The following is a 25,650-nucleotide window of genomic DNA, read 5'->3' as shown; positions in this document are numbered from 1 at the left end:
AGAGAAGGCAAATGAATGTGATTTTATATCAAAGAAGTAGAGACACGAGGAAGAGAACAGTAAATGATTATAACACATGGCGGCGCTAAGCTCAAAATATTATTTCAGCGAATAGCTTTATTGCATTTCTCCGCATAATAAGAAGATCAATAAGCTTATGAGAGCTGCAACGAGGAGTTTGAATAACCTTGAAAAAGACAAAAATTAATCGGATAAAATTGGGTGATATCTATGCTATACCTTTGCCTAACGGTAAGTTTTCCTTTGGAAGAAGGCTTAAAGACGCCAGCATTGCAATCTACGATCACATAAGTGACTCTATAGATGAGTTACCGAAAGATGAGAAGTATCAGTTTATTGTGGGTGTGTATGATCATGTTCTGAAATCAGGAAATTGGCCAGTCGTTGGGAATCGTGCTTTTCTGGATGAAAATGAGGCTTGGCCCCCACCTGCATGCATGGATAGGATATCAGGAGAGTACTCGATATATCATTTGGGAGAAATCAGACCTTCGGATCGCAAAGAGTGTGAGGGATTAGAGATGGCGGCGGTTTGGGATGCTCATCATATTATTGATAGAATAATGGGAGATGATAAGTGGCACCGAGATCGGAATAGATAGTGAGAGCTAAAATGAAATAATAATTGCTTCTTGGTTGTGTATGCGATATATTGCATATAAGAATAATTGTAATGAGGTTGAAAACCATGCCTATTCCTAAAGATTTTGCTTTACCCGTCCGTATGTCCGCAAAAGAACGAGCGTTTTCACAGATACAACGATGGATTATTGATGGAACACTTCAACCAGGTGAGAAGCTTATTGATGCGGAAATAGCTGAATCGCTTGGAGTCAGCCGGACACCGATCCGAGAGGCGTTTCAGTTACTCGAAGTTCAAGGTCTCGTATCTATGCATCCAGGAAAAGAAACCAAAGTAACGTGTATTGAGAAAAACGATATTTTTAAGATGTATTCAACGATGGCGGCTCTTCAGGCTTTAGCTGCTGAAATCACTGCTGAAATTATTGTTCCAGAACAGATCGAGAAATTAAGAGCATTAAATTTAGAATTCGCAAGTTCTATAAAAAATGGTCAAGTGTATCAGGCTATGGAGGTGGACGAGCTATTTCATAATTATATTGTGGAGCTCTCAGATAATCCTTATGTGGCCACATTTAATGCATCTCTTCAGATTCACATTAGGCGTTTTAAATATGTGTTTTTAAAACAACCTAATACGGCTACACTAGCTTCAGTCGAAGAGCATGATTTGATTATTAAAGCTTTTGAAGGCAAAAATAGTGACGATGCCCATAATCTAATGAAACAAAATTTTATCAGACCGATGCAGGAACTGAACGATATACTTTGAAATCAGGGGTGAGTGACATGGAAAATAAAAAAGATCTTCGTATTCGAAGCAAGGTAATCAGTGAAGGTGCTAACCGGGTACCGAACAGAGCCATGTTGCGTGCAGTTGGTTTTCAAGATGAGGATTTTAAAAAGCCAATGATCGGAATAGCGAGTACGTGGAGTGAAGTAACTCCGTGTAATATGCACATTAATGATTTAGCGGTGCAAGCTAAGCAGGGCGCACGTAAAAACGGCGGTGCTCCACTAATTTTTAATACGATTACCGTTTCGGATGGGATCTCAATGGGGCATGGTGGGATGTTGTTCTCACTCCCAAGTCGGGAAGCGATAGCTGATTCGATTGAAATTGTGACTGGAGCCGAGCGTTTTGATGGCGTTGTTGCGATCGGTGGTTGTGACAAAAATACGCCTGCATGTTTGATGGCTATTGGACGAATGAACATTCCTTCCGTTTATGTCTATGGAGGAACCATTCAACCTGGTAATCTCGACGGTAAAGACGTAGATATCGTTTCAGCTTTTGAAGCCGTTGGTCAATATCAGGATGGCAAAATAACAGATGAACAGTTGCATAAGGTCGAATGTAGTGTTTGCCCGGGTCCAGGGGCTTGCGGGGGGATGTATACCGCTAATACGATGGCAGCGGCTGCAGAGGCTATGGGTATGTGTTTGCCTGGTTCTTCTTCGACATCAGCAATCTCGGCGGATAAAGCATTGGAATGCGAAGCAGCAGGTAAGCAGGTCATCTCACTTCTTGAACAGGAAATCTATCCAAGAGACATTATGACGAAGAAAGCATTTGAGAATGCGATCACCGTTGTTATGGCTCTGGGGGGATCAACTAACGCATTTCTCCATCTGCTAGCTATTGCGCACTCGGTAGAAGTCGATTTAACCTTAGATGATTTTGAGCGCATTCGTTTGTGTGTTCCTCATTTGGCAGATCTGAAGCCAAGTGGCCAATATGTGATGCAGGATTTGAATGATATCGGCGGTGTTTCAGGAGTAATGAAGCTGTTGCTTGCTGAGGGATTACTTCATGGAGATTGCCTCACGGTAACGGGTAAAACGTTAGCGGAGAATTTAGCGGAATCTGCTCCACTTGAAAATGATCAAGAGATTATACGACCACTCAATAATCCACTTAAGCCAAACGGACCTCTAGTTGTACTTCGGGGAAACCTCGCTCCTGAAGGCGCTGTTGCCAAAATGTCAGGCATGAAGATACAGAAGTTTTCCGGTCCCACAAAGGTATACGACAGCGAGGATGAAGCGACAGTAGCGATTATGAATGATGAAATTAAAGAAGGAGACGTCGTGGTCATACGTTATTGTGGTCCGAAGGGTGGACCTGGTATGCCTGAGATGCTTTCCGTTACAGCACTCATTGTAGGAAAAGGGCTCGGCGGGAAAGTCGCCCTCATCACAGATGGTCGATTCTCGGGTGGTTCACATGGATTTGTAGTCGGTCATGTATCACCTGAAGCACAAGTCGGTGGACCGATCGGTTTGCTTAGAAATGGTGATATTATCACGATTGATAGCGATATCCAAGAGATGAGAGTTGAGGTTTCAGAAGAAGAGCTAGCTGCTCGAGCACAAGCGTGGGTACAACCGCCACTGAAAGTAAAATCCGGTGTGCTCGGTAAATATGCCAAACTAGTTTCCTCTGCTTCCAAAGGTGCAGTAACCGATTTAATGGAATAGTCAAAAAAACATTGAGGTCGCATGTAAAAAGAGAAGGAAGAAATGTACGACGAAAGCTTGAAGCATACGGTACAAAAAAGTAACAATTTTAGTAATCAAGAATGCACAAGAAAATAAAGAATAATTCGTTTTGTAAAGATTAAACTTTTATCCCCCGTTATTTTCATGAGCTGAAAATGAACGGGTTTTTTATTTTATCGATACAAGTTCTTTCTTGTGCCAAAATGACGAAATTAACCTGCTCTCATTTATCCAAACGTTAAATTTCCAGAAACACATCATATGCATCATATGTTTAATCTTTGTTAGTACCTTATTTCTACCTTTTAGTATCTCCAGTAAGCGCAAGCTTCTATGGTGTATTATGTAGATGGACATATGATATATTTATTAAAGCAGGAATCAAACCAAATGAATGGCATAAAGGGAATATATTGTTTCAGGAAAATACTATTATGTTGTTGATGTAGAAAAATACACCTTTATGACTACAAGCAAGTACAGGATTATCAGAGCATACCTATATGAAACTTTGTTGGTGAAGAAAGAGTAGACTCCGTCTGCTCTTATCTGAGTATGGAGGAAGAAATTATGAACGAAACATCAATTTATTCGAATTCAGGAAAGTACAAAGATGGGTTATACCTAGCTCTGGATAAGCACAGCAAAAATACAGACGTATTTATCGCTTCAGCCTTTTTCACGAGACATGAATACATAGAAGAGTTAGTTAAGAATGGTTGTAAAGTTCATTTGGTTGTTCGTCTGGGGTTCCCGACTTCCTCAAAAGCACTGCGTAAAGTGTTGGGTTTGCGTAACGTGTTTGTCCGTTATTTCACTTCGGCTCGTTTCCATCCCAAGCTGTATCTCTTTGAGGATATCGCATTTATTGGTTCTTCAAACTTAACGGGAAGTGGGATACTCACAAATAATGAACTAAATGTCTCGATAGATAAAGACCATGCAGGTTTCGATCGTGTAAGGGATATTTTTGCTGATTATTGGGATAATGCCGCAGTGTTAAAATCTGACGTGCTTTCCAAGTACGAAGAAGCAGAAACTGTAATGAAAAAGGCAAAAGGCGAGTATGAAGACAAGATGAAAGGTATTTCACTCGTTGAGTTGCCAAACACTAATTGGCAGGGGCGTAAAAAGAAGAACCCTAACTTATATGTAGAAACTGTTCAACGTAAATACCAAACATTCTTGTCGGCTTTCAAAGAATTGGAGTCGGAGTACCTGTCTGTGAACAAACGTCTTATTTCAGACGATGTACTACCTTTACGTTTGGAGATTCACAGGTTTATGAACTACATCAAGGATATCCCTATGCAAGGAAGAACATCTAAGGGTGTGGAACATCCGATTCGTAGAGGAGAAGACCTTAAACTATTTGTAAGAAATCAAATACATAACTTCCACGATGAAAGAGGGCATCATAATTTCTCGGACGTCATTGGTAAGTACAAAAAGCTAACCACTGCCTTTGAATCGTCTGAAAGCATTCAAAATCTATCTGCAGAAGACCTGCTAGATTCATTGCTTTGTGTAAATGCGTTTAAGGAGCACATCCGAAGTTCTGGTGAAATAACGACAGTGCGCGACACTTTCTATAAATCTAACGATATCAATCGTGTGAAGGCGAGCATCACTTATTTGTTATTTGGTAAAGAAGAGTTCGAAGTACGAGTATCGAAATGTTGTGTATCTGATGATTACAAACTGAATGATTTCGGACCAAACAGTATGAAAGAGTTGTATGGTTGGATCAATCCAGATGGGATTCCACTCTACAATAATAGAGTAAGTTCAAGCATGAGTTGGCTAGGGTACGGGAATCTATAACATTAAGATTAGTGGAGGTTGTGTAGATGATGGGAGGGCTGATTGCTTCTGTTGCTTGGATCGGCATGATACTCGGAATTGCATTTATTGCATTAGGATTTGGTGAAGGAGCAAGAGGTGAAGGTCGTTACAATTGGTCGGTTGTAATCAATAAATATATGTGTGGTGGGATATTTTTGTTGTTAATCTGCGCTTCTTGGTTATATATGTAATTTCATTTCTATAAGAGACAATATAATAAGATTATACTGGATCAAAAATTCTACAATGCACGTGTTCAGGTAATCCTGTTGACCGAAAAATATATTGGTATATAATAGATATTTAAAACAAAATAAGGATATCACAATCTATGTATAAAATGTTGATTGAACCTGGTATTGGAATTGGCGAACTGAAATTAGGTATGATTAAGACTGAAGTAAACGATGCAAGATGAATGGTTCAAAGAAATGTGCACAGAAAATCAAGAAGACGAAATGCGGTATTTATACTTTCAGACAGTAGCAGTTTTCCCTAATGATAGCTTGTATTACAAAGGTTTGATTTAATTGGATAAATCAAAATCCTCCTGAGTGGAGGTTTTTTTGATTGTGAATTTCAGATATCTATACTAATGAAAGGCTCGTTTTATCAACATATAAGAAAGTCTAAGCACCATTTATCAAATCCATTTCCATTAGTACGCATAAGGTAGGAGGAATATGATATATAACAGACTATTCGGAAAGTACGTTACGAATGACTATGAAGAGGAGGACTGTGCAGAATGGAATTCAAATTTGGGAACGTTGCTATTGTTCTGCCCCCTTTACAACTCACAATTATTGGGATCATCATTATACTCTTGTTAGTAAGGTGGAGTAAACAATTAGAGACAAGACGTTTTACCGTTTTCTTTTACTGTTGGATCAGTACACTCGTTACACCAATCTATTCCTATGGTTCATCAGAAGGTGACTTTCAGCTATCGCTTCCCATTGGATTTTTATTGATTTTATTATATTTATCAAACCGAGAGAGATACCATCCATCAAAAATGAAGGCGAGTCTTCTAGGGCTTTCCATAGCGCTATACCAGCTAATTCTTCAATATGTTGGATAGATGCATTGACGGGGGATGAGGGATTACGAGTAGTAACCCGATGGCTAATATGAAATACCCTAATAAAAAAACGACGTATGCCTAGCTCTTATCAAGGAGCTAGGGCATACGTCATTATTCAGTTGAATGTGCAAGCTTGCATAGGTTATTTTAAAACGTATTTGGTGATCGTTTCACCCATGTGAATATAGAATGTGTTTGCATCGTGAAAACGAATATCAGCTTGGTGGAAAAGAGCTTCATCGAGTTCAAGGGTGTTTTTTACTTTTAATGTCCGCGAATCTAGAATGTAGTAGACGGCCTTCTTCGGCTCTGGTTTAGTTGAATCATACCAGGCTTGTGATTTATCAGTGGCTCCAAAGACGATACTGTGATCGTTGAGTTGTTGTAGCAATCCTTGTGCAGGTAAATCATCAAATGTCTTGGTCGCTATCAATTGATTGTTAGTATTGTACAAACTAAGCTTATTTTTTTCTTGAATCAAGTAGTTATTTCCTAAGGATACATATATAGAATCATACATGCCGTGGGCGTATGTTGTGCCGTACACGACATCTTGTGCTGGCTTAGGCAAACGTCTGGTCCATTTTTCTTCCCCGTTAGGCTTGTAGCCGTGTAAAGTTTCTACTTCCGTCTTAGCATCGTATATAGGAACAATCACAGTGCCGCCACTGAGCACTTCAAAGTCAGCATGCACGATATTGACGTGATCTTGCGGTTGGACAGCAGAAACAACCTTTTTACCAGTGGATATGGAATAGATATCAATGGTCGTCGTGTTTCTCGGTGCATTAGAATTGATCAATCCGACGTAGTTGCCCTGAATATGACGCATGTGACCAGGAAACTCCGTTTTGATAAGCTGCTTGCCTTCCTGGTTGTAAATTGTGATTACGCTAGTTTCTTTGGTGAACGTAACTATTGCTATACGACCATCTTCCAGTATATTGAATTGAAAATGCTCTTTGAATGTTTTGACCCAACGTTGCTTGTTATTGGAATCCAGGGCAATTAATTTGTATACCTTTTTGTTACCAGACATTACCTCATCATAATAGTAGACATTACCTTCCTCATCCAAGTCAAAAGAATTATAGCGCATAGGTGAGTCGTGAATCCATTTTTGCTTTCCTGTTTTATCATCTATCGCGAGTATTGAATTTACAGCTTTAGATTTGCCGGCAGAACGAGCTGTTTTATACAAGAATGTATATGCGGTTTCTAGATTAGTCAGTTCTGACACAATAGGAAAAACGACTCTCCCAGTGTAATAATTGTTCTTACTATGTATTTGTGTGGTCGTATCGGACGGTACATGATATGTCCATTCTGGCTTAGGAAGTAGCTTATAACCCGCAGCAGATATGGTCATGTTGGTTGAGACTAAAGGAATCGTAAGAAGAGCGGTTAAAGTCGTCATTAAAAATGTACGTTGAATGATTTTTCTCATGGTATAAGTTACTCCTATTCTGGTTGTACTGGTGACTATAGACTATAGATCTATAAATGCTATATTCAAATTGTTACATGCAGTCTCCTAGTTAGTATGACTCTCAAATTAGATTTTTTACATACAACAGGGAAATGCAGATGGAATAGTACAATCACTACAATAATTTTCACATTCCTCCTTACTTTTGGTTAAAACAACCTTTCAAGTATAACATAAGATTCTGAATCAGCTACACTTAGTTGGACGAAGCGTTATAGATAGAAATTGTACATTTTTTCGGGGAAGACCTTTAGTATGTATATTGGAAAAAACAAGCGGGGAGTGTACAATTACATCAGAGATTGTAAGCGTTTGCTTTAATTGCAAAGGGAGGGTGCGATGCGTTCAATGAACTACCCTAATCCCGTAATCGTCGGATATTTAAGCGCTATTCTCGGAACGATCAAGAGAATGCCTACACGCTGGAAGATGAGGTGCCTCCCACGTTCGCGTACCTCAATCAGCAGCTTCACCGGTTGGATACCGGGTTAAGCCCGAACTCCACGCCCGAAACTGAAGGAGAATATGCAAGACTCGTGGCGGGGCAGAACAAATCAGCTTAGTCTCCGCTGCGCTGGACATTTCAATCTCTGCTCCAACTCTGCGGATGGATGTCCTGGCATGAAGTCCCGGAGACAGTACATGTATACGTCCTGAATTCAATTCTATTATTCCAATACCAAAGGAGATGCCTTATGAAACAACAACAACTACCTAAGCCCCACCAGCCGCTCGTAACCCACATCTTCACTGCGGACCCGTCCGCCCATGTCTACGAGGGCAAAATCTACATCTATCCTTCCCATGACCTCGATCATGACGAGCCGAGCAATGATAACGGCGACCAGTATAAAATGGAAGACTATCATGTCCTCTCGATGGACAACTTCGATTCCCCGGTGGTCGATCATGGCGAAGCATTGCATCTGAGAGATATTCCATGGGCCTCCAAGCAACTCTGGGCACCGGATGCCGCTTATAAGAACAATACCTATTACCTGTTCTTCCCGGCACGGGACCATGACGGTATCTTCCGTCTGGGTGTGGCAACATCAGAGTCTCCGGCAGGACCGTTCACGCCCCAGCCGAATTATATGGAAGGTAGCTTCAGTATTGATCCGGCTGTGCTGGTGGATGATGACAATCAGTCATACATCTATTTCGGCGGACTCTGGGGTGGTCAGCTGGAGAAATGGCAGACTGGCAGCTTCGTGCCAGATGCGGAAGGACCGGCTCCTGACCAGCCGGCGCTTGGACCGCAAGTTGCATTGCTTAGCGACGACATGCTGTCCTTCCAGAGCAAGCCTGCCGAGATATCGATTGTCGATGAAGACGGGAATCCGATTCTGGCCGGGGATGAGGACCGGAGATATTTTGAAGGCCCATGGATGCATAAATATAACGGATATTACTACCTGTCCTACTCTACAGGAAGCACGCACAAGCTCGTATATGCGATTGGCAAGAACCCGATGGGACCATTCACGTTCAAGGGCGAGATTCTCTCTCCAGTTATCGGCTGGACAACCCACCACTCCATTGTGCAAGTTGAAGACAAGTGGTATCTGTTCTATCACGACAGCTCCATGTCGGAGGGCGTCAACCACAAGCGTTGCGTTAAATATTCCGAGCTAAAATACAACGAAGACGGAACGATCCAGAAGATCAATCCTTATCCAGATGCCGAGTAAGCTGGTGGGTTATCGGAAACAGATCAGATTACAAGATAAGGTATAACATGAAGCAGCTCCTGACGGGGCTGCTTTTTTGGATAGGAGGATCAGTTGTGTCACTCAAACGCAAATCAGATCAACCTAACGAATAGCTGTCTGACAAATTAAGGATGCCAAGGACAGGAACTTGTACCGATTGCCTAAATGGACAAGAACATGTTCCCATTACCGATTAGATGGATACCTAATTGGAGTTTAAAGCTTTCTCATTATACTAATTTTTGCTACAAAAGTTCGTTTGGCTTCGTCAAGCATAATTCCGCAAAACATATCCGAATATATAAAAGTAAATATAAATTAGCTCAGGACCCTGGTGAAGCTGGGGTCTTTTAGTTGTTCAGCCGCTTGGTTGGTCCGCAATATCGCAGATAAAATCACAGCGACAGAAATTTTTTATTGCAAATCAAACTTTTTGAACAACTCGCCCGTCTTGCTCCCGTAAGGCAATTGCAATTGATGGTTACCCGCGCGGGCCCAAAGGAGTGTCTGATTAGATGAGAGTCGGCCGGAAGCTGGAAAAGCTTCTAATCCAATGCATCACCGAAAACCTGAAGAATACGGGTTGCCGAAGTGTTTAACGAGAAGCTCAGCACCTTGAAAACAAGGCTCTATCAAGGACTGCCGAAGCTTCGGGTGAACATGAGCGAGGAAGACCAAGAGGAGGAGAGACGATAATGCATGACAAGCTGAATAGGATAAAGCAGGAGTATGAGTCCACTCCTATTCCCGATGAATTAAATGGGATGGTGGACAGAACGATCGCCTCCCGACGAACTTTTCTATTAATCTTATGTAAGAACAAGTTCAAAGATTAATAGTTAGCATAAATAACGAGATGATAGGACGAGGACAGGTTTTGAAATCACATCATGAATCAACAACAGTGAGCGGAAGTGCAATTCGCGGTGGAAGTCGCAAACGAAGACACGGGGCAGTTGCTGGATATTATGAACCAGTATGATGCTAAAGCTACATTTTTTATGGTTGGAGAGAATCTGGATCACTACCCGAAAGCGGTGAAGTGTTTGGTGAAAGAAGGCAGTTATCCCGGGCTGCATAGTATGACACATAGTTATAAAAAGTTATATAAGAGCGGAAGCGCAGACAACTTTTTGAATGAGTTTAAAGAAGTACAAAATAAGGTCGAGGCATTGATTGGATATACGCCACATCTAATACGTGCGCCTTATGGAAGTAGCCCGCAGATTGGTGAGGCTTTTAGAGGGGATATCGCGGAAGCAGGGTTTAAAATGTGGGACTGGACTACGGACTCACTTGACTGGAACCTTCCCGGGCAGCCCAATAAAATTATATCCCGGATACTCAAAGGCGTACACCGAGATACAGAAGTTATTCTGATGCATGAACGGAAACAGACTGTAGAAGCTCTGCCACAAATTTTAAAGTTGCTGAAAGCAAAAGGCTATGAGTTTGAGGTTTACAATCCGAATGAGCATCTGGTAGTTAATTTCAGCCACGATACTCGCTTGTAATTCAACTTAGATAAACTAACAATAAAAGAGGGAAAACTCGTGAACATTATAAGTAAAAAACGGACCCACGCTGTTCTCATTACTGTATTGCTCCTCCTACTTAACGGATGTGGAGAGTCTCAGGAGCCTGCGGTCAATCAGATTAATCATCTAGCTCAAAATAGTCAGGAGATCGACAAAGGCCTGGAGTCCCTTTCAAATCATGAACAAGAAGATATGAAATTATACAATGTTATTCTGAGTCAAGGGAAAGAGAAAACAGTAATGTTACAGGGTTCCTGGATCAGGTGGAGACTCATATTCAGGCGCGAAGAACTATTCTTGATCAATTAGAAAGAGCTAGGCAGAAGGATGATGAACAAACGAAATCACTTCAACAATCACTGCTAAAACTTTCGTTCGAAAAAGAAGAATCACTTTCTCTCGCGGGAAAAGCTCTCGAACAATTTGAGTCAAGAAACCAAACACTTCAGATGTTTATTGAAGCTTATGGACTGGGTTTGGATGCTGAAGAGCAAGTGTACGGATCCATGAGAGGACGTACTAAAACGGATCTTAAAGAAATCAAACTTGCTATTCGGAAACGAAATGTTCTATATGACAAATTGATTGAAATTCAAGAAAAGTTCAATTTACTGACCCAGACATTTAACAGTACTCAAGAGCAACTTATTAAGCTAGGCCATGAAAGATGAGCGAAATTAAGATCGACAACTTCCATGCTAGATAATGAACCGATGATCAGAAGGGTTTGAGTTCACGGAGGGTTCGAAATCAAACAATAAATAAAAAAGCTATATATAGGCGAGCGGGCTTTAACTTGGGTCAGTAGCGCTACAGGGAAATACTTAACCCAGAGAAAGGGATGAAATAGGTTGTTTACTTAGATACGTAATGTGTCTTATAATTTCATTAAGATACATATCGTATCTTAAAAAGTTTGTTTAACGCAAGTAATGTAAGGTTGCTCGCATCTTGGTGCCAGTTTTTGTAGAAAGGAGGGGACGAGCGATGGAAACGAAAAAAGCGCCTTGGCAGGCACCGAAATTAGAGGTTCTGGATGTGCGGCAGCAAACGATGGCTGGCCGTGGATACAGGCAAGTTGATTGGATCTCCGAACATGATGCAGACCTATATAATCCAGCGTCCTCAAGTTGAAAATCGTATTCTTGCTCAAAAGGTCGCCTGTGGGCGGCTTTTTTATTTTATCGGTACAAGTTCTTGTCCCCAACCAAGGAAATGATTTAAGATTTTTCGAAAATTTGCATCGAATGATAAGGATTGTCTCAAGTATCAAAAAGCGCTAGACCAATTTCAAGAAGCAATGCAGGCTTATCAAAAACAATAAATATCAACACCATTTAAACAATTAACTTACTTTCGCACTAAAATGTTTACTTAAAATCCCAAGCCATAGTTTGGGATTTTGTTATCTATTGTTTGGAAATCATTACAATGTATCAAAAAATGGTGCTGGAGCATCATTGTAACAATAACGTTTAACGATTGAAGGAGTGCTTAGCTTGCTAGATCATTTCATGATTCTAATTAGAAGTATCTCTGCCTTTTTACTTCTATTAGTTATCGCACGGATATTGGGGAAACAAACCTTGTCAAACATGAATTTTCATGAGTTTGTCACTGCAGTAATAATGGGAGCGATTGCAGCCAATTTAGCTTTTAATGAGAAGATGGAAGTCATGCATCTTCTCATATCGTTAATTGTTTTTACTTGTACCTCCTATCTGTTGTCTAAAATGAATCTAAAAAGCAGAAAACTACGTTTAATGGCTGAAGGCTCACCAACTGTATTAATTGAAGGGGGAAAAATTATGGAGAATAATCTCGCAAAGAATAAACTAACATTAGATTCCTTGAACCAGATGTTAAGACAAAAAGATATATTTAATATCGAAGAAGTAGAATATGCATTGCTGGAAGTGAATGGACAAGTTTCGGTGATGAAAAAAGCCGGTTACAGAGTAGCTACAGTTCAGGATGTACATAAAAAATCTGAACAGAAACAGGAACGTATGCCTGTCGAGTTGGTTATGGATGGAGTGGTTTTAGTGATGAATTTGAAGTTAAATGGTATATCCGATGAAGAGTTATTACTACAGCTTGAATCAAACAATAAGAAAGTCGCTGATGTCTTCTATGCAGTAAAAGGAAGCGACGGAAGATTATATATCGATTACTATAAAGATCAATTAAAACACCCTGTTGATATAGAATAAAAGAAAATGAGGTGGAACAAAAATGTACCGTTTGTTCATAGTAGTACTTTGTCTTTTTCTGTTGCTTGGAAGTACCAATACTACCAGGGCATCAGAGCTCTCTGCTAGTTCTCTAATACATGATCTTCAAAATGGTGGGTACATACTTTATATCCGACATGGAGATGCAACTTTAGGAGAAGATCAACAAGATCTTAGTTTGACAGATTGTACTACACAAAGAACTTTAAACGCTTTGGGAAAGGAACAGGCTGAGAAGTATGGCAATGCTATTCGAAAATTAAATATTCCTGTTTATATGCCCGTGGAAGGTAGCCCCTTATGCAGAACCGTCCAAACGGCTCAAACTGCTTTTGGTATACAAAATGTAAAAGTTAATGATTTTTGGATAAATATATATAAACTCAGTCAAAATCCGAGCACTGAAACCATAAACAGTACACTACAAGTTTTTACCAAAGAAGTTGAACAAACAACTCCAAGTAATTTCAACCGGGTAATTGTAGCTCATTCTTTTCCTCCAGGGTTAGGGTTGGGAGAGCTCTCAAGTATGGAAACTGTTATTATACAACCTCTGGGAGATCAAAGAGGGTATAAGGTTATTGGGAAACTGAAACTAGAAGACGTTTTGCGGCTAGCAGGAATGTAATACTATATTAAATTATCTTCGCACTGTTTGCAGATTTCATGATGAACTGAACGATTAAGAGCAGCTTTAAGCACAAAAGCTGCTCCTCATTGAGTTTTCATTGAATTCACCCTATTTCTTCATCTTCATGTCTGGGGATAAATTCATCTTGCCAGGTTATAGTTTAGCATGTTGTTGTATCTATCAGCATGTTTTTGTTCTTAAAAAATGATTCACCACACGGTATCTTTATAGATTCCATAAGGAAGTCCGAACCAAATCCTTCTATACTTTTCTATAGCTGTTAATCACCTTCAAAAGCTCTTTGTAGTCCACTTAAATATGAATTAATTGGGCCCGGTTGTTTGTTACTTTCACCTAAAATGTCTTGCCCAGTGAAATCTTTATATATTTGTCTAAACATCATGTTGTGTCCTCGTTCATCATTTCACCTGAAGACTGAGAAAATTTATTTGAATCAGACAGTGATTTTTTCTTCATCTAGCATTAATCCGGTGTTTTATAAGATCCTGCAATCTCAATCATTACCTTCCAATCCTGTGCTTCATAAGGCATGCTTTCCTCATTCTCCGATACGCCAAGCTGGACCTCATGAATTACCATCCTGGTTTCGGCCAGAATAGAAAAGAGGCTATTCAAGGTAATCGCAAACTGATTGCCTGTGGTTACCTGCCTGATCTGCCCGTTAATAAGCACCTGCCCACTGCCTGAAATTACAGTCCATGCTCGGCAACCTAATCGATGCTGGCGTAATCCGATATGTTTGCCGGGCAAGAGAGTCATATTCAATGTGGTTACGGTTGTATTTTCGTTTTCTACCGATCTCTCCATGACACGATAGCTGCCCCAAGTTGCCTCGACATACATTGGTTGCAGTGGAATACTGCCCAATTGCTCTTTAATTTCATTTGAATCTTTTTTGTTGGCTATGAGAATACCGTCCGGACTTGCGACAGTGATAATACCTGGGACTCCAATGACGTGGATCGGGTAGAGGAGCTCGTTAACGATGTAGGAATCCGGGGAGGATTCGGATATTCTGCCGTGTCCCAATACATTGGAATCCAACTGCTCACACAGAGCATCCCAGCTTCCGATATCCTGCCACACACCCTCATATGGCAGTACAACTGCCCGTTGCGATTGTTCTGCAACTTGTTTGTCAAAACTGCGTTCAGGCAATTGTTCATACAGAGTTAACAATTGTTCGTAATGAACCGGAAGGCCATTTTTTTCAATATGGGACAACATAAACGCAAGAGAGAAGGCATACACCCCGCAGTTCCACAATGCGCCATGCTGTAGCAGGGTTTCAGCGACATCCAATTCAGGTTTCTCTATGAATTGTGTTACCGGTGCATAACCATTAGGTGCTTTTCTTCCTGGCAGGATGTATCCATATTGTTCTGAAGCGTATGTGGGCCTTGTCCCAATTAAAATGATATCAGCATGAGTCTGTTTCAATATATCCGGAAGTAATTTGAAGCTCTTAAAAAAGTCCTCATCTGCGAACACATCCGCTGGCGCGATACAAATCATATCGTCAGGTTCAGCCGCTCCGGAGGATTTCAGATACAAGGTCGCCAAGGCAGCTGCGGTAAATGTCCCCCGTTTAAAAGGTTCTCCAATGACGGGTATCTTGCCTTTGGTATGACGGGCTGTAATGTCGGTCTGGTCCTGATGTGAAATGATGAGCGTTGAGTCCAGTAGGCCTGAGCTGTCAAGCTGGCGGCATACTCTGCTGATCATGGATTCCCTTCCACCTGCAGGTGACGGAAGTATATCCACGAACAGCTTGGAGCGAAGCTCATTGGACAGCGGCCAAAGCCTTTTGCCTGCGCCGCCACATAGCAGTACGATATGCATGGTCTTCCTCCTTAAGCTCGGGGAGTTTTGCTATAGATTTTACGTTTGTGAAAGGAAAGAGATCGGTATTTAAGCGCAAAATTGCGAATTTGTTGTTCTTTTAACGAGGAAGCGTTCATGTTCAGACTTTTATTCATGGAACTCTTCAGGGTCATGCTAGCCGGGCTTTTCGAATACATAAAATTGGCATAGGTTTCATACTCAGAGAACCCAAACTGCTTCTTCTTATTGATATTCGAGATAATCGCTTTGTACCATGGCAGCTGATGTATCGTTTCAATTTTCTTTTTCAAAGCAGAGAGTTTCGACTTTTCGAACAGCATATAATGGGTGACAAAAGAGCGTGGGCGTGGCGCTTTCATGTCTAACAGCTTGCGGTAGGTGTTGAAATATTCTGGCTGACTCCAGTCGCGACAGTAAAATACCGTCTTATTATCAACAATAAATGTATGAGGTTTAATGAGCACCGTATCCGCATCCATCACCAGAAAGTGCTTCGCTCTCACAATGTGATCCCCGTTCATTTTAAGCAGTTGTTGATATAACCAGCCTGAGCGGTCCCAGCGTGATGATTGATAGTGTATATCATTTTTGGTGATAGGCAGGACTGAACGCTCGTTAACAAAAATGCAGTGTTTGCGGGAACAAAGGTTTCTGATTTTGTTGCTGGTTGGGGAAACAATATAAATCTGTCCAATCGGATGCCGCACATAACGGCGAATATTATCGATAACTTGAGGAAGGGTGCTCAAATCTTTTTCGATCGCAGGTATAAGAACATCGATCATAGGCGCACGATTTAACTGTATTCCATGCTGAACTGGCATCTTCTCAACTCCTTGCACAAATGGTTACGTCTTGTTCATGATATGTGTGCAAAATTGGTTTGGTCAGGGCATGTGTTAATATACCATTTTTACGAACAAGGGCATTTGATTAGGATTGTTTTATCGGTATTACATATAATGCATGATCTTGATGAAACATCAGGGTTTGATTCATTTGTTGAAGGGAGAAGTGTTATATGGGGGTTGATAAATTGAAGCCGTTAAGAAGCAAATGGTTGAAAACAAAAGTGATCCTCAATAATGGTTCTATCAAACCATTTATACCTGATACGCAACGATGTAACAAAGCCAACCTGTGGTCCATGATCAGCAGATACGGTATGGTTTATATTAAACCCGAGATTGGCACTTACGGAATGGGTGTCATAAAGGCGGAGATGGTAAGTCATCATAATTTTGCCTATCAGATTGAACAAAAACGACTGTCGTTTGACAACTTTGACTCTTTCCATGCAAGTCTTGTACGTCTGGTGCATAAAAGAAGCTATCTCATTCAGAGAGGAATCGATCTGCTTAAGCACAACAAGAGGCGTTTTGATATCAGAGTCATGATACAGTTAAGCCCCGACAATCAGTGGGAGGCTACGGGAATCATCGGCCGACTCGGTCATCCGAAAAAAATCGTGACCAATTATCACAGCGGTGGTAAACCAATGGATGTTCACAGACTGCTGGAATCTCATGCATCCCTGAAACGCAGAAACGAACTCATCCAGGAGATGAATGAGCTTGGATTACGTATTGCACGCCACATGAAGAAAAAATACCCGTACCTTAAGCAAATCGGCGTGGATATTGGGTTGGACCAGAGTTTGAAACCCTGGATTATTGAGGTGAACGTCAAACCGGACCCTTATATTTTCAACCAATTAAAGGACAAGAAAATGTATCGAAGGGTGATAAAATACTTCCGCCATGCTGCTAAAAAAACAAAATAACGTTTCTCTTTTAATCATAACAATATCACCCCCGCAGTCCGTTCTTATTCTGTAATCCATGCAGGGAGCGAGCTGTTCTTTTTAGAGTTATACCCTTACTTGGCATCTGTTTTGTCGTCTTAGAATTTTGCGGAAAAAGTGAATCTATCTCGAAAATTACTCTTAGCAGAAGTCCAGAAATGGCAGCATGAAACGACAAGAACATATTCCCATTGAAGTCGCTATTACAGTGGCTTTTTTATTTTATCAGTACAAGTTCGTGTCCGGAGCCAAGGACAAGAACTTGTACCGATTACCGATTAGATATGTGTCTAAATAAAAAAGCTATATAGAGGCGAGTTGGCTTTAACTTGGGGCAGTTAGCGCTACAGGGAAATACTTAACCCAGAGAAAGGGATGAAATATTTGTTTGCTTGGATACGTATTGTGTCTTATAATTCCCATTAAGATACATATCGTATCTTAGAAAGTTTGTATCGCGCAAGTAATGTAAGGGTGCTCGCATCTTGGTTCCAGTTTTTGTAGAAAGGAGGGGACGACCGATGGAAACGAAAAAAACGCCTTGGCAGGCACCGGAATTAGAGGTGCTGGATGTGCAGCAAACGATGGCTGGCTATGGATTCAGGCAAATTGATTGGATCGAAGAACATGATGCAGACCTATATGATCCAACGTCCTGATGATCATACTTCAAATTGAAAATCGTATTCTTGCTCAAGAGGTCGCCTGTGGGCGGCCTTTTCGATGCTCAGATGAGGGATAAGAACATGTTCCAATTTCCAATTAGATAAATATCTAAGTGTAGAAGTGAGTCTAACGAAGAGATTTTCTTATGCAATAAAGTTAACTTCAATGACATAGTATTGGAGAACTGACGCGGGACAAGAACATTGTACCATTCAAAACCAGTCGTTGAAACACATGTGATACACCAGGGGGGGATGACAAACAAGTCGCCTTTGGAAACCAAAATACATTAGTCCCCAATCTGATGAAGCCCTTCTCCTTCATATACATAAGCGATTTCAACAAAATCATGGTGATGCATCGGCTCTTCTTTTGTCAGCTTCACATGGACGGGGTGAAGGAGTCAAAAAAATACTCTTCTCTAAATACGATTGAATTGTGCATGATCAGATTCCCTCCGCTTCGTAAGTCATTTGGTAGGAAGCATTGCTTACGGACAATATGTCTGTATTTTTTGGCGCATTCAACCATATATTGGATTCGTTAATTATGTTAGAATAGGTTCTACACCATTTATAGCGTTGTGAGAGGGGAGTGATCATTTTGAATACTTCTAAACAAATGATGCCTCATAATTCCAATGATCGTTTTAGTAAACTTGGAATTTATAGCGTCCAAAGTGTCTTTATTATTCTGTTCTTGCTGTTAACCCCTGTCTACTATTTGAACAAATGGGACTTTAAACGTCACAAAAAGCGGAATCCTTTCTACACCAGTAAATTGGTTCGATTGCAAGAGCGTTATCCTATTTTCTACGAATTGGCCATGTACGTTCAAAATTTCCCTATTCCTCGTAATGTCTACAAAGTTTTACCCCCTTTAAAGGGCGATGTTCTTCAGGTGGGCTGTGGTACAGGTTTATTGAACAAGTATCTTCGCAAGCAGAAGGATGTTCGTTTTCTCAACATGGATCCGAATTTAAATGCTCTAAAACTTGGAAAGAAGTGGGGAAGGTTTAATTCTTATATCCATGCTTTCATTGATAAGCCGACTTCTTTACCTGATCATAGCTGCGATATGATTTTGTTTGCACGAAGCTTTCATCACATTCGCTATCACAAAAAAGCCTTCATAGAGAGCTGCAGACTGTTACGTGACGGTGGATCTATCATTATTGCGGACCCGGTTGTTCTCAAGTCTCTTTCAGGTTCTGTAACGGCCGGTGGTTATATGGCGAACTCTTCGATTGATGGTGTAATTTGGAGATTCACCAAAGAAACATTAATTACTCACATAGAGCGCTGTCTTCCTCCTGAATTAAAGATTGAATCAGTAACCGAAACGAGACAAGTGCATGTAACGAATTATAATTTATTTGTACCTCAGACAGATATCGTAGTGGTACTGCGAAAAAGGGAGGCTGTATACAATGACAACTAGTTCAGATTTAATTATTCGACCTTAAGATATAGTTGTTTTCCGAACTAGTTACGGTAGAGAACTGGAACATTGGTAACGTATGCTGTACACCACTGGGATAATACTTATCCCATTTATTTAATATAATACTTGCAAAACGCAACTAATTATGAGGATGAAACTAAGATGATTAAACATATCCCTGTGAACCAAGTGAGCTGCTGCGAAGCACCAGTACAAGAGAAGAGCAAATTACCTGTTGCGATCATTGGAGCTGGACCGGTTGGTCTTGCCGCAGCAGCACAACTCATTTCAAAAGGTGAGCCGTTTATGTTGTTTGAAGCTGGAGATGAAGTGGGGGCAAACATTCGAAAATGAGAACATGTACGACTGTTTTCGCCATGGCAGTATAACATCGATAAAGCTGCTAAAGAGTTGCTGCTATCGGCGAATTGGGTTGCTCCACAAAACGAAAAGATCCCGACGGGTAAGGATATTGTCGAACATTATCTAAAACCTTTGGCTGCGCTACCTGAATTAAGTCCAAATGTGCATTTGAATACGAAAGTTACTGCGATCAGTCGCAAAGGGTTAAGCAAAGTGAAAACAAGTGGGCGTGAGAAACTGCCGTTTGTGATTCATGTTGTACAAAACGGATCTTCGTTTATTTATGAGGCGCGGGCTGTTATCGATGCCTCGGGGACATGGTCCAATCCCAACCCGCTTCGATCAGACGGTCTATTTTCAGAAGAGGAAAAAGCGCTTAATAGCCACATTTCATACGGTATTCCTGCTGTATTAGGAAAAGAGAGAAATCGATATAGCGGCAAGAAGGTGCTTGTTGTAGGAAGCGGACATTCTGCGATTAACACGTTGCTTGAACTTGTAGAGCTTCAAAAACAAGGTGAACAGATCCATGTTTCCGGAACCATAAAAGATGAACAAGTGGTGATTGATCACATCGATGAAATTGTAGGTAACACAGGTTCTCGTCCTGACTTATCGATGGTGAGAGAAGTACGGGTATTGACGGACCCAAGCTTAGATTGTGTTTATGAGCTCGCGCCATTAATTGACCCCAATATCCACAGTTGCGGAACAGTTCGACCACATGGCGAAAAAGAACTCCGTCAACCAGAAAAGGACTTTTATATCGTAGGTGCCAAAAGTTATGGAAGAGCGCCAACTTTCCTCATGGCAACGGGATATGAGCAAGTCAGATCCATAGTAGCTGCTCTAGTGGGAGATATGGAGTCAGCACAAAAAGTAGAACTGGAACTGCCAGAGACGGGCGTTTGCAGTCTTGGTGCTAGTGGCACGGAAAGCTGCTGTGAACCGGTTCAAGTGAAGGAAGCATCTTCGGATTGCTGCTCTCCTTCAAAAAACGAAAAGGCAGGATCGAATTCCTGCTGCGGATAATCAAGAATTCAGAGCTACTGCATCCGAATCGTGATGCAGTAGCTTTTTATAGTAGGAGGGAGAAAATAAATTGAAAAACATGATTTATGATTGCATCGTTATTGGTGGTGGTCAATCTGGTTTGGCAGCAGCCTATTACTTGCAAGAAGCTAAACGGAACTTTATCATCCTTGAAAAAAGTAGAGAGCATTTAGGATCATGGGCAAATTACTATGATAGCTTAACGTTGTTCTCGCCTGCACCGTATTCCTCATTGCCAGGACTCCCATTTCCAGGCGGTGCAAATGTTTATCCGCGCAGAGATGAGGTTGTTCAATACTTAAAGTCTTATGCAGCTACATACAATTTTCCAATACACTCAGGGCAAGAAGTAATTAAAGTGGATAAGGAAATTAATATCTATACACTCCATACCTCAACCGGAGAACAGTTTCGTACAAGGTCCATCGTCTGTGCAAGCGGGGCATTCATAAATCCTCATATTCCAGACATTCTTGGCCTGCATGAATTTAAGGGGGAAATGCTTCATGCTAAGAACTACCAAAATGAGAAACAGTTTACAAACAAACGTATCATTGTTGTGGGAGGAGGCAATTCGGCGATCCAAATAGCGGTTGAACTGGCTAGGACGGCGCATGTAACGATTGCATCCAGAAGCCCGATCAAATTCAAGCCGCAGGTCATTGCAGGGAAAGATATTCACTTTTGGCTGACCATACTTAGGCTTGAACAATCCAATTGGGGTAAACGATTATTGCAAAAAAGCAGTGATGGTGTCCTTGATACCGGTATATATAAAAATGCTATTGATCAAGGTAAGCCTGATGCCAAACTGATGTTTAAAGCTTTTACGGAAAATGGGATAGTGTGGGCAGATGAGACTCGTGAACATGTGGATACCGTTATTTTTGCCACAGGGTATATCCCGAATTTTGAATATCTTAGTGGATTGAATGTTCTTGACTCATCAGGTGTACCTTTAAAACAAAGCGATGAAAGAATTCATTTTGTAGGTATACCGTGGCAGACCTCTTTTGCTTCGGCGACGATTCGAGGCTCAGGGAAAGATGCGAAAAAAGCTGTGCAATCGCTTGTGAAAAGATTGTGAGCTAACGAATCTCAGGAGGGTGTTATAATTTGTGATTATAACTATTCTTGAGGTGACTTTAATGAAGGGCACACTTTTGTATACCGCAGCGCAACTTAATGATGCAATTTTAAAACAATGGCACGTAGAGGTATATCAGCATGATGAATTATTAGATCAAGGTGGAGTCATTGAGTATTAAACGAAAGATATAGTTAAGATGAAAGGCAGTCATTATTTTATGAAATCAAAATGTGATTTTTTAGTTCGTGACTAAAAAGTCGGTAATCTTTATTGCCGGCTTTTTTGATGCACTGAACTTCTTATATTCGTCATTGATTATATAAGTGATTCATTATATGATTATATCATTAAATGAAGCCGACAAGACTAATCACAGGGGGTGTACATATGGAACAAAGAATTCAGGAGATGGCTGAGGCGTATAAGTTATTAGCTGATAAAACACGTTTGACCATCATTGCGCTACTTCAGGAACAGGAACTTTGTGTATGTGATATCACTGACATTATTGGCATGTCACAACCAAACGCCAGTCAGCATCTTCGAAAACTAAAGGCAGCCGGTCTCCTTAATGAAAAGAAAAAAGGGCAGTGGGTGTACTACTCTCTTAATCCAGATGCAGAAGCATATGTTCAGTGTGTGTATCCGTATCTGCCATCCATGAAAGATAAAATAGCAGGATTGAAAAACTGCTGCGGTCCTCAGGAGGAAGCATGACCATTATTGCGATTTTAATCTTTTTGCTGACACTGACTTTTGTGATTTGGCAACCTAAGGGACTTAATATTGGATGGTCAGCGTCAGCTGGAGCTGTCCTTGCACTTCTTTTTGGAGTCGTCAGTCTATCCGATGTAGGTACGGTTACAGGAATCGTATGGAACGCCACGCTTGCTTTCGTAGCTATTATTTTAATTTCACTGATTTTAGATGAAATTGGATTTTTTGAATGGGCTGCACTACACATGGCAAGGCTCGCAAGAGGTAATGGTAAGTTGATGTTCGTTTATGTTGTGCTGCTTGGGGCAGGGGTGGCAGCGTTCTTTGCAAATGACGGTGCCGCACTGATCTTAACGCCCATTGTGCTTGCTATGGTCCGAGCGCTCAAATTTGATCAAAAGATGATTTTACCTTTTATCATCGCTAGTGGTTTCATTGCAGATACAACTTCACTTCCGCTTGTCGTGAGTAACCTCGTCAATATCGTTTCTGCCGATTACTTCGGTATTGGCTTTGTGGAGTATGCGAGTCGTATGATTATTCCGAATTTCTTTTCAATATTGGCAAGTCTTCTGGTCCTGTTTTTGTTCTTTAGAAAGAGTATTCCAGGGAACTACGAAGTCAGTCAGCTCAAAAAGCCAGCCGAAGCGATCAAGGATAAGAAACTGTTCAACATATCTTGGGTGATCTTAGCCGTCCTACTGGTGGCGTACTTGATGAGCGAGTTCATTCAAGTTCCGGTGTCTGTTATCGCTGGGGTTATAGCCATCTTGTTTATCTTAGCTGCAAAGCGAAGTCACGCTATTCAAACCTGGAAGCTCATTAAAGGGGCTCCATGGGCAATCGTGATTTTCTCTATCGGTATGTACGTCGTCGTTTATGGACTGCGAAATGTGGGATTGACGGATGAACTTGGTAAGGTCATTCAAGCTATTGCCGACCAGGGGCTCTACATCTCCACACTTGGCATGGGCTTTCTAGCTGCAGTATTGTCTTCGGTTATGAACAATATGCCAACGGTGATGATTGATGCGCTTGCTATTAATGGAACCAGCACGCAAGGTGTCATCCGGGAATCCCTGATTTATGCCAATATTATCGGCAGTGACTTGGGTCCGAAAATTACACCGATTGGATCGCTCGCCACACTTTTGTGGCTACATGTACTGTCCCGCAAAGATGTAAAAATCACGTGGGGAAGTTATTTCAAAATTGGAATTGTGCTCACCATCCCAACGCTCTTTATCACGTTAACAGGACTGTATTTGTGGTTACACTTGATTCATTCAACAAGCATAAACATTTGGTTGATGATTGGCGTAATCGCAGTAGCATTGGTTGTTATTGCTGTGATCATAAAAACGTTGATTAACTCAAAAATGAGCGAAGCGAAAATACAAGTAAGCCAAACCAAAGACAAAGGAGATCAATAATCATGAACAATAAACCACTTGTTTACTTTTTGTGTACAGGAAACTCTTGCAGAAGCCAAATCGCCGATGGATTTTTAAAGGCACTTGGTAGTGACAAATATGAGGTGAGAAGTGCTGGGTTAGAGGCACATGGCTTAAATCCTCGTGCTGTTCAAACGATGAAAGAAGCTGGAATCGATATTTCAAGTCATACATCAGATGTAATTGATCCTGAGATTTTAAAACAAGCAGACTACATCATCACGCTTTGTGGTCATGCCAACGATAATTGTCCAGTTGTACGTAATGATAAAGCTGAAAGATGGCATTGGGGCTTCGATGATCCAGCCAAGGCGACAGGTACAGAGGAAGAAATCACAGCTACATTCGCTTATGTCCGCGATTCAATTCAAGCTCGAATCGAGCAGTTCTTGAAAGAAGGTAAGTAAAATGGATCACGCCGAAAAGAAATACCATGCACTTATTGCTGAACAAGTTTTTATGGGCGGAGCTACCGACGTAGAGGCAATGGTTCTTAATGAAGACATTGAGGTTGTGGTGGATCTTCGAGAAGAAGCAACAGAGTGCGCGTATCCAGCAGATCATGTGAAGTGGGTAAAGATTCCGCTTGATGACGATACGAAAGAACATGAAGCCGAGCTTTTTAAACAAGCCATTCATGAGGTTGTTGGAGCATATAATGCCGGCAAGAAGGTCGCCTTTCATTGTGGTGGAGGCAAGGGTAGAACGGGAACTGTTGCAGCCGGAATATTGTTAGAGCTAGGGTTGGCAAATACGTTTGAGGATGCTGAGATAAAGGCAAAAAGCATCAGAAGTATCATTAATATTAAGCCAGAGCAAAAGGAATTATTAAATAAAATATTCTTAAATAAAGCCTTTTAATCGTTGCGTTAACGGGAAGCGATAGCATAATAAAATTAAGAAAGCAGCTGATCAATGTGATTGGCTGCTTTTATTCAACTAACGTAAAGCATTACAAAAGTGAAATTTCGTAATAAAACTAGCCGTTGAGGGACAAGAACTTGTGCCGATTACCGAAATGGACAAGAACATAGTCCGATTGCCGATTAAATCTATATCTAAACATTAAGCACATGCAACTTAAAACCACTCATTAAGCAAGAGGGATTAAGGATTAAAGGGTTGCAATTATCGCATTAATTCCTTTCTAACGCATAAAAGCCGCCATACAAGTTAGTCATAAGCCTCTAAAGTGGACAGTACAGAAATGAAAGGTTTAAGCTACGGCCGATGCAACGATAAAAAAGCGTAAACAGGAGGAGATGAAATCTTCTCTGCTTGCGCTTTTTATTTGTCGTGCTAGTTAAGGGATTAACCTTTCAGGCTTTTTCCGTTGGTAGCGATGACTTCTTTGTACCAGAATTAGCTTACTGGGAGAGACTTTGTTAGTTTCTTAGATAAGTATGTTCGGTATGTTCTAATATCCATATTACTTATCGTTCATACATTGTTTGCAATTGAGTAATAATCTTCTGAACGGGGCTGTCTCAAAAGCCTTTAAAAAAGAACATCGGTGAAGAGAAGGAACACCGATACGTCCAAACGAGACCAAG

General features: G+C 41.0%; 23 protein-coding genes and 1 pseudogene. 21 read left to right on the top strand and 3 right to left on the bottom strand.

What is annotated here, in order from left to right:
- The first annotated feature begins 188 nt into the window (after positions 1 to 188).
- From ACR8BL_RS01770 to ACR8BL_RS01750, 5 genes are all read left to right on the top strand, one after another.
- Positions 189 to 623 (top strand): Imm26 family immunity protein, encoded by a 435-nt coding sequence (locus ACR8BL_RS01770; protein WP_434751016.1) that lies wholly within the window; start codon positions 189 to 191, stop codon positions 621 to 623.
- A gap of 86 nt (positions 624 to 709) precedes the next feature.
- On the top strand, positions 710 to 1,375 hold the full coding sequence (locus tag ACR8BL_RS01765) for a GntR family transcriptional regulator (RefSeq protein WP_434751015.1): 666 nt from the start codon (positions 710 to 712) through the stop codon (positions 1,373 to 1,375).
- 17 nt (positions 1,376 to 1,392) lie between these two features.
- Entirely contained in the window at positions 1,393 to 3,084 is a 1,692-nt protein-coding gene (ilvD, locus tag ACR8BL_RS01760) for a dihydroxy-acid dehydratase (RefSeq protein WP_434751014.1), read from the top strand.
- 591 nt (positions 3,085 to 3,675) lie between these two features.
- Positions 3,676 to 4,929: a phospholipase D-like domain-containing protein gene (locus tag ACR8BL_RS01755; protein ID WP_434751013.1), complete on the top strand. Its 1,254-nt coding sequence runs from the start codon at positions 3,676 to 3,678 to the stop codon at positions 4,927 to 4,929.
- Between the two features lie 26 nt (positions 4,930 to 4,955).
- Complete coding sequence (locus ACR8BL_RS01750) at positions 4,956 to 5,141, top strand: hypothetical protein (protein WP_434751012.1); 186 nt, start codon at positions 4,956 to 4,958, stop codon at positions 5,139 to 5,141.
- 1,038 nt (positions 5,142 to 6,179) lie between these two features.
- Here the strand turns inward: ACR8BL_RS01750 and ACR8BL_RS01745 are convergent.
- Complete coding sequence (locus ACR8BL_RS01745; RefSeq protein WP_434751011.1) at positions 6,180 to 7,484, bottom strand: hypothetical protein; 1,305 nt, start codon at positions 7,482 to 7,484, stop codon at positions 6,180 to 6,182.
- Positions 7,485 to 8,221: 737 nt separating this feature from the next.
- Here ACR8BL_RS01745 and ACR8BL_RS01740 point away from each other — a divergent pair.
- The 6 genes from ACR8BL_RS01740 to ACR8BL_RS01715 all read left to right on the top strand — a co-directional run bounded on the left by ACR8BL_RS01740 (position 8,222) and on the right by ACR8BL_RS01715 (position 13,638).
- A complete protein-coding gene (locus tag ACR8BL_RS01740; protein ID WP_434752978.1) occupies positions 8,222 to 9,217 on the top strand; it encodes a glycoside hydrolase family 43 protein in 996 nt (331 codons plus the stop codon).
- A 947-nt stretch (positions 9,218 to 10,164) separates the two neighbouring features.
- Positions 10,165 to 10,752 (top strand): polysaccharide deacetylase family protein, encoded by a 588-nt coding sequence (locus ACR8BL_RS01735; RefSeq protein WP_434751010.1) that lies wholly within the window; start codon positions 10,165 to 10,167, stop codon positions 10,750 to 10,752.
- Between the two features lie 221 nt (positions 10,753 to 10,973).
- Complete coding sequence (locus ACR8BL_RS01730; RefSeq protein WP_434752977.1) at positions 10,974 to 11,447, top strand: YkyA family protein; 474 nt, start codon at positions 10,974 to 10,976, stop codon at positions 11,445 to 11,447.
- A 316-nt stretch (positions 11,448 to 11,763) separates the two neighbouring features.
- Positions 11,764 to 11,910 (top strand): paeninodin family lasso peptide, encoded by a 147-nt coding sequence (locus ACR8BL_RS01725; RefSeq protein ID WP_434751009.1) that lies wholly within the window; start codon positions 11,764 to 11,766, stop codon positions 11,908 to 11,910.
- Between the two features lie 380 nt (positions 11,911 to 12,290).
- On the top strand, positions 12,291 to 12,989 hold the full coding sequence (locus tag ACR8BL_RS01720) for a DUF421 domain-containing protein (RefSeq protein ID WP_434751008.1): 699 nt from the start codon (positions 12,291 to 12,293) through the stop codon (positions 12,987 to 12,989).
- Positions 12,990 to 13,011: 22 nt separating this feature from the next.
- The gene (locus ACR8BL_RS01715; RefSeq protein ID WP_434751007.1) at positions 13,012 to 13,638 is read left to right on the top strand and encodes a histidine phosphatase family protein; all 627 of its coding nucleotides are present in this window, start codon (positions 13,012 to 13,014) and stop codon (positions 13,636 to 13,638) included.
- Positions 13,639 to 14,124: 486 nt separating this feature from the next.
- On the opposite strand, the gene ACR8BL_RS01710 is transcribed toward ACR8BL_RS01715, so the two are convergent.
- Positions 14,125 to 15,504, bottom strand: a complete 1,380-nt coding sequence (locus ACR8BL_RS01710) for a sugar phosphate nucleotidyltransferase (RefSeq protein WP_434751006.1) — start codon at positions 15,502 to 15,504, stop codon at positions 14,125 to 14,127.
- Between the two features lie 11 nt (positions 15,505 to 15,515).
- The gene (locus tag ACR8BL_RS01705) at positions 15,516 to 16,331 is read right to left on the bottom strand and encodes a DUF6492 family protein (RefSeq protein ID WP_434751005.1); all 816 of its coding nucleotides are present in this window, start codon (positions 16,329 to 16,331) and stop codon (positions 15,516 to 15,518) included.
- 236 nt (positions 16,332 to 16,567) lie between these two features.
- On the opposite strand from ACR8BL_RS01705, the gene ACR8BL_RS01700 reads away from it, so the two are divergent.
- From ACR8BL_RS01700 to ACR8BL_RS01655, 10 genes and pseudogenes are all read left to right on the top strand, one after another.
- Positions 16,568 to 17,290, top strand: a complete 723-nt coding sequence (locus ACR8BL_RS01700) for a YheC/YheD family protein (RefSeq protein ID WP_434751004.1) — start codon at positions 16,568 to 16,570, stop codon at positions 17,288 to 17,290.
- Between the two features lie 542 nt (positions 17,291 to 17,832).
- Positions 17,833 to 17,970 (top strand): paeninodin family lasso peptide, encoded by a 138-nt coding sequence (locus ACR8BL_RS01695; protein WP_434751003.1) that lies wholly within the window; start codon positions 17,833 to 17,835, stop codon positions 17,968 to 17,970.
- A gap of 610 nt (positions 17,971 to 18,580) precedes the next feature.
- A complete protein-coding gene (locus ACR8BL_RS01690) occupies positions 18,581 to 19,417 on the top strand; it encodes a class I SAM-dependent methyltransferase (RefSeq protein WP_434751002.1) in 837 nt (278 codons plus the stop codon).
- Between the two features lie 165 nt (positions 19,418 to 19,582).
- A pseudogene (locus ACR8BL_RS01685) lies at positions 19,583 to 20,815 on the top strand (NAD(P)-binding domain-containing protein).
- Between the two features lie 79 nt (positions 20,816 to 20,894).
- The gene (locus ACR8BL_RS01680; protein WP_434752976.1) at positions 20,895 to 21,923 is read left to right on the top strand and encodes a flavin-containing monooxygenase; all 1,029 of its coding nucleotides are present in this window, start codon (positions 20,895 to 20,897) and stop codon (positions 21,921 to 21,923) included.
- A gap of 31 nt (positions 21,924 to 21,954) precedes the next feature.
- A complete protein-coding gene (locus tag ACR8BL_RS01675) occupies positions 21,955 to 22,104 on the top strand; it encodes a hypothetical protein (RefSeq protein WP_434751001.1) in 150 nt (49 codons plus the stop codon).
- Positions 22,105 to 22,313: 209 nt separating this feature from the next.
- A complete protein-coding gene (locus tag ACR8BL_RS01670; protein WP_154985670.1) occupies positions 22,314 to 22,643 on the top strand; it encodes an ArsR/SmtB family transcription factor in 330 nt (109 codons plus the stop codon).
- Complete coding sequence (locus ACR8BL_RS01665) at positions 22,640 to 24,076, top strand: arsenic transporter (RefSeq protein ID WP_434751000.1); 1,437 nt, start codon at positions 22,640 to 22,642, stop codon at positions 24,074 to 24,076. Before ACR8BL_RS01670 ends, ACR8BL_RS01665 begins: the two co-directional genes overlap by 4 nt.
- A 2-nt stretch (positions 24,077 to 24,078) precedes the next feature.
- Positions 24,079 to 24,504 carry an arsenate reductase (thioredoxin) gene (arsC, locus tag ACR8BL_RS01660; RefSeq protein WP_434750999.1) on the top strand — a complete coding sequence of 142 codons (426 nt, stop codon included), beginning with the start codon at positions 24,079 to 24,081 and terminating at the stop codon, positions 24,502 to 24,504.
- Position 24,505: 1 nt separating this feature from the next.
- Positions 24,506 to 24,958, top strand: coding sequence for a protein-tyrosine phosphatase family protein (locus ACR8BL_RS01655; protein WP_434750998.1), 453 nt, complete (start codon positions 24,506 to 24,508; stop codon positions 24,956 to 24,958).
- The last annotated feature ends 692 nt before the right edge of the window (positions 24,959 to 25,650 follow it).

This window comes from Paenibacillus amylolyticus (assembly GCF_051136285.1).
Lineage (GTDB): Bacteria > Bacillota > Bacilli > Paenibacillales > Paenibacillaceae > Paenibacillus > Paenibacillus amylolyticus_F.
Note: the sequence above shows the minus strand (reverse complement) of the source record. Positions and strands in the feature narration are given on the sequence as shown.

Excerpts from the sequence above, each read along its gene's own strand:
- ACR8BL_RS01765 (WP_434751015.1), top strand. The coding sequence starts at position 710 with ATGCCTATTCCTAAAGATTTTGCTTTACCCGTCCGTATGTCCGCAAAA.
- ilvD (WP_434751014.1), top strand. The coding sequence starts at position 1,393 with ATGGAAAATAAAAAAGATCTTCGTATTCGAAGCAAGGTAATCAGTGAA.
- ACR8BL_RS01755 (WP_434751013.1), top strand. The coding sequence starts at position 3,676 with ATGAACGAAACATCAATTTATTCGAATTCAGGAAAGTACAAAGATGGG.
- ACR8BL_RS01750 (WP_434751012.1), top strand. The coding sequence starts at position 4,956 with ATGATGGGAGGGCTGATTGCTTCTGTTGCTTGGATCGGCATGATACTC.
- ACR8BL_RS01745 (WP_434751011.1), bottom strand. The coding sequence starts at position 7,484 with ATGAGAAAAATCATTCAACGTACATTTTTAATGACGACTTTAACCGCT.
- ACR8BL_RS01740 (WP_434752978.1), top strand. The coding sequence starts at position 8,222 with ATGAAACAACAACAACTACCTAAGCCCCACCAGCCGCTCGTAACCCAC.
- ACR8BL_RS01725 (WP_434751009.1), top strand. The coding sequence starts at position 11,764 with ATGGAAACGAAAAAAGCGCCTTGGCAGGCACCGAAATTAGAGGTTCTG.
- ACR8BL_RS01720 (WP_434751008.1), top strand. The coding sequence starts at position 12,291 with ATGATTCTAATTAGAAGTATCTCTGCCTTTTTACTTCTATTAGTTATC.
- ACR8BL_RS01715 (WP_434751007.1), top strand. The coding sequence starts at position 13,012 with ATGTACCGTTTGTTCATAGTAGTACTTTGTCTTTTTCTGTTGCTTGGA.
- ACR8BL_RS01710 (WP_434751006.1), bottom strand. The coding sequence starts at position 15,504 with ATGCATATCGTACTGCTATGTGGCGGCGCAGGCAAAAGGCTTTGGCCG.
- ACR8BL_RS01705 (WP_434751005.1), bottom strand. The coding sequence starts at position 16,331 with ATGCCAGTTCAGCATGGAATACAGTTAAATCGTGCGCCTATGATCGAT.
- ACR8BL_RS01695 (WP_434751003.1), top strand. The coding sequence starts at position 17,833 with ATGGAAACGAAAAAAACGCCTTGGCAGGCACCGGAATTAGAGGTGCTG.
- ACR8BL_RS01680 (WP_434752976.1), top strand. The coding sequence starts at position 20,895 with ATGATTTATGATTGCATCGTTATTGGTGGTGGTCAATCTGGTTTGGCA.
- ACR8BL_RS01670 (WP_154985670.1), top strand. The coding sequence starts at position 22,314 with ATGGAACAAAGAATTCAGGAGATGGCTGAGGCGTATAAGTTATTAGCT.
- ACR8BL_RS01665 (WP_434751000.1), top strand. The coding sequence starts at position 22,640 with ATGACCATTATTGCGATTTTAATCTTTTTGCTGACACTGACTTTTGTG.
- arsC (WP_434750999.1), top strand. The coding sequence starts at position 24,079 with ATGAACAATAAACCACTTGTTTACTTTTTGTGTACAGGAAACTCTTGC.
- ACR8BL_RS01655 (WP_434750998.1), top strand. The coding sequence starts at position 24,506 with ATGGATCACGCCGAAAAGAAATACCATGCACTTATTGCTGAACAAGTT.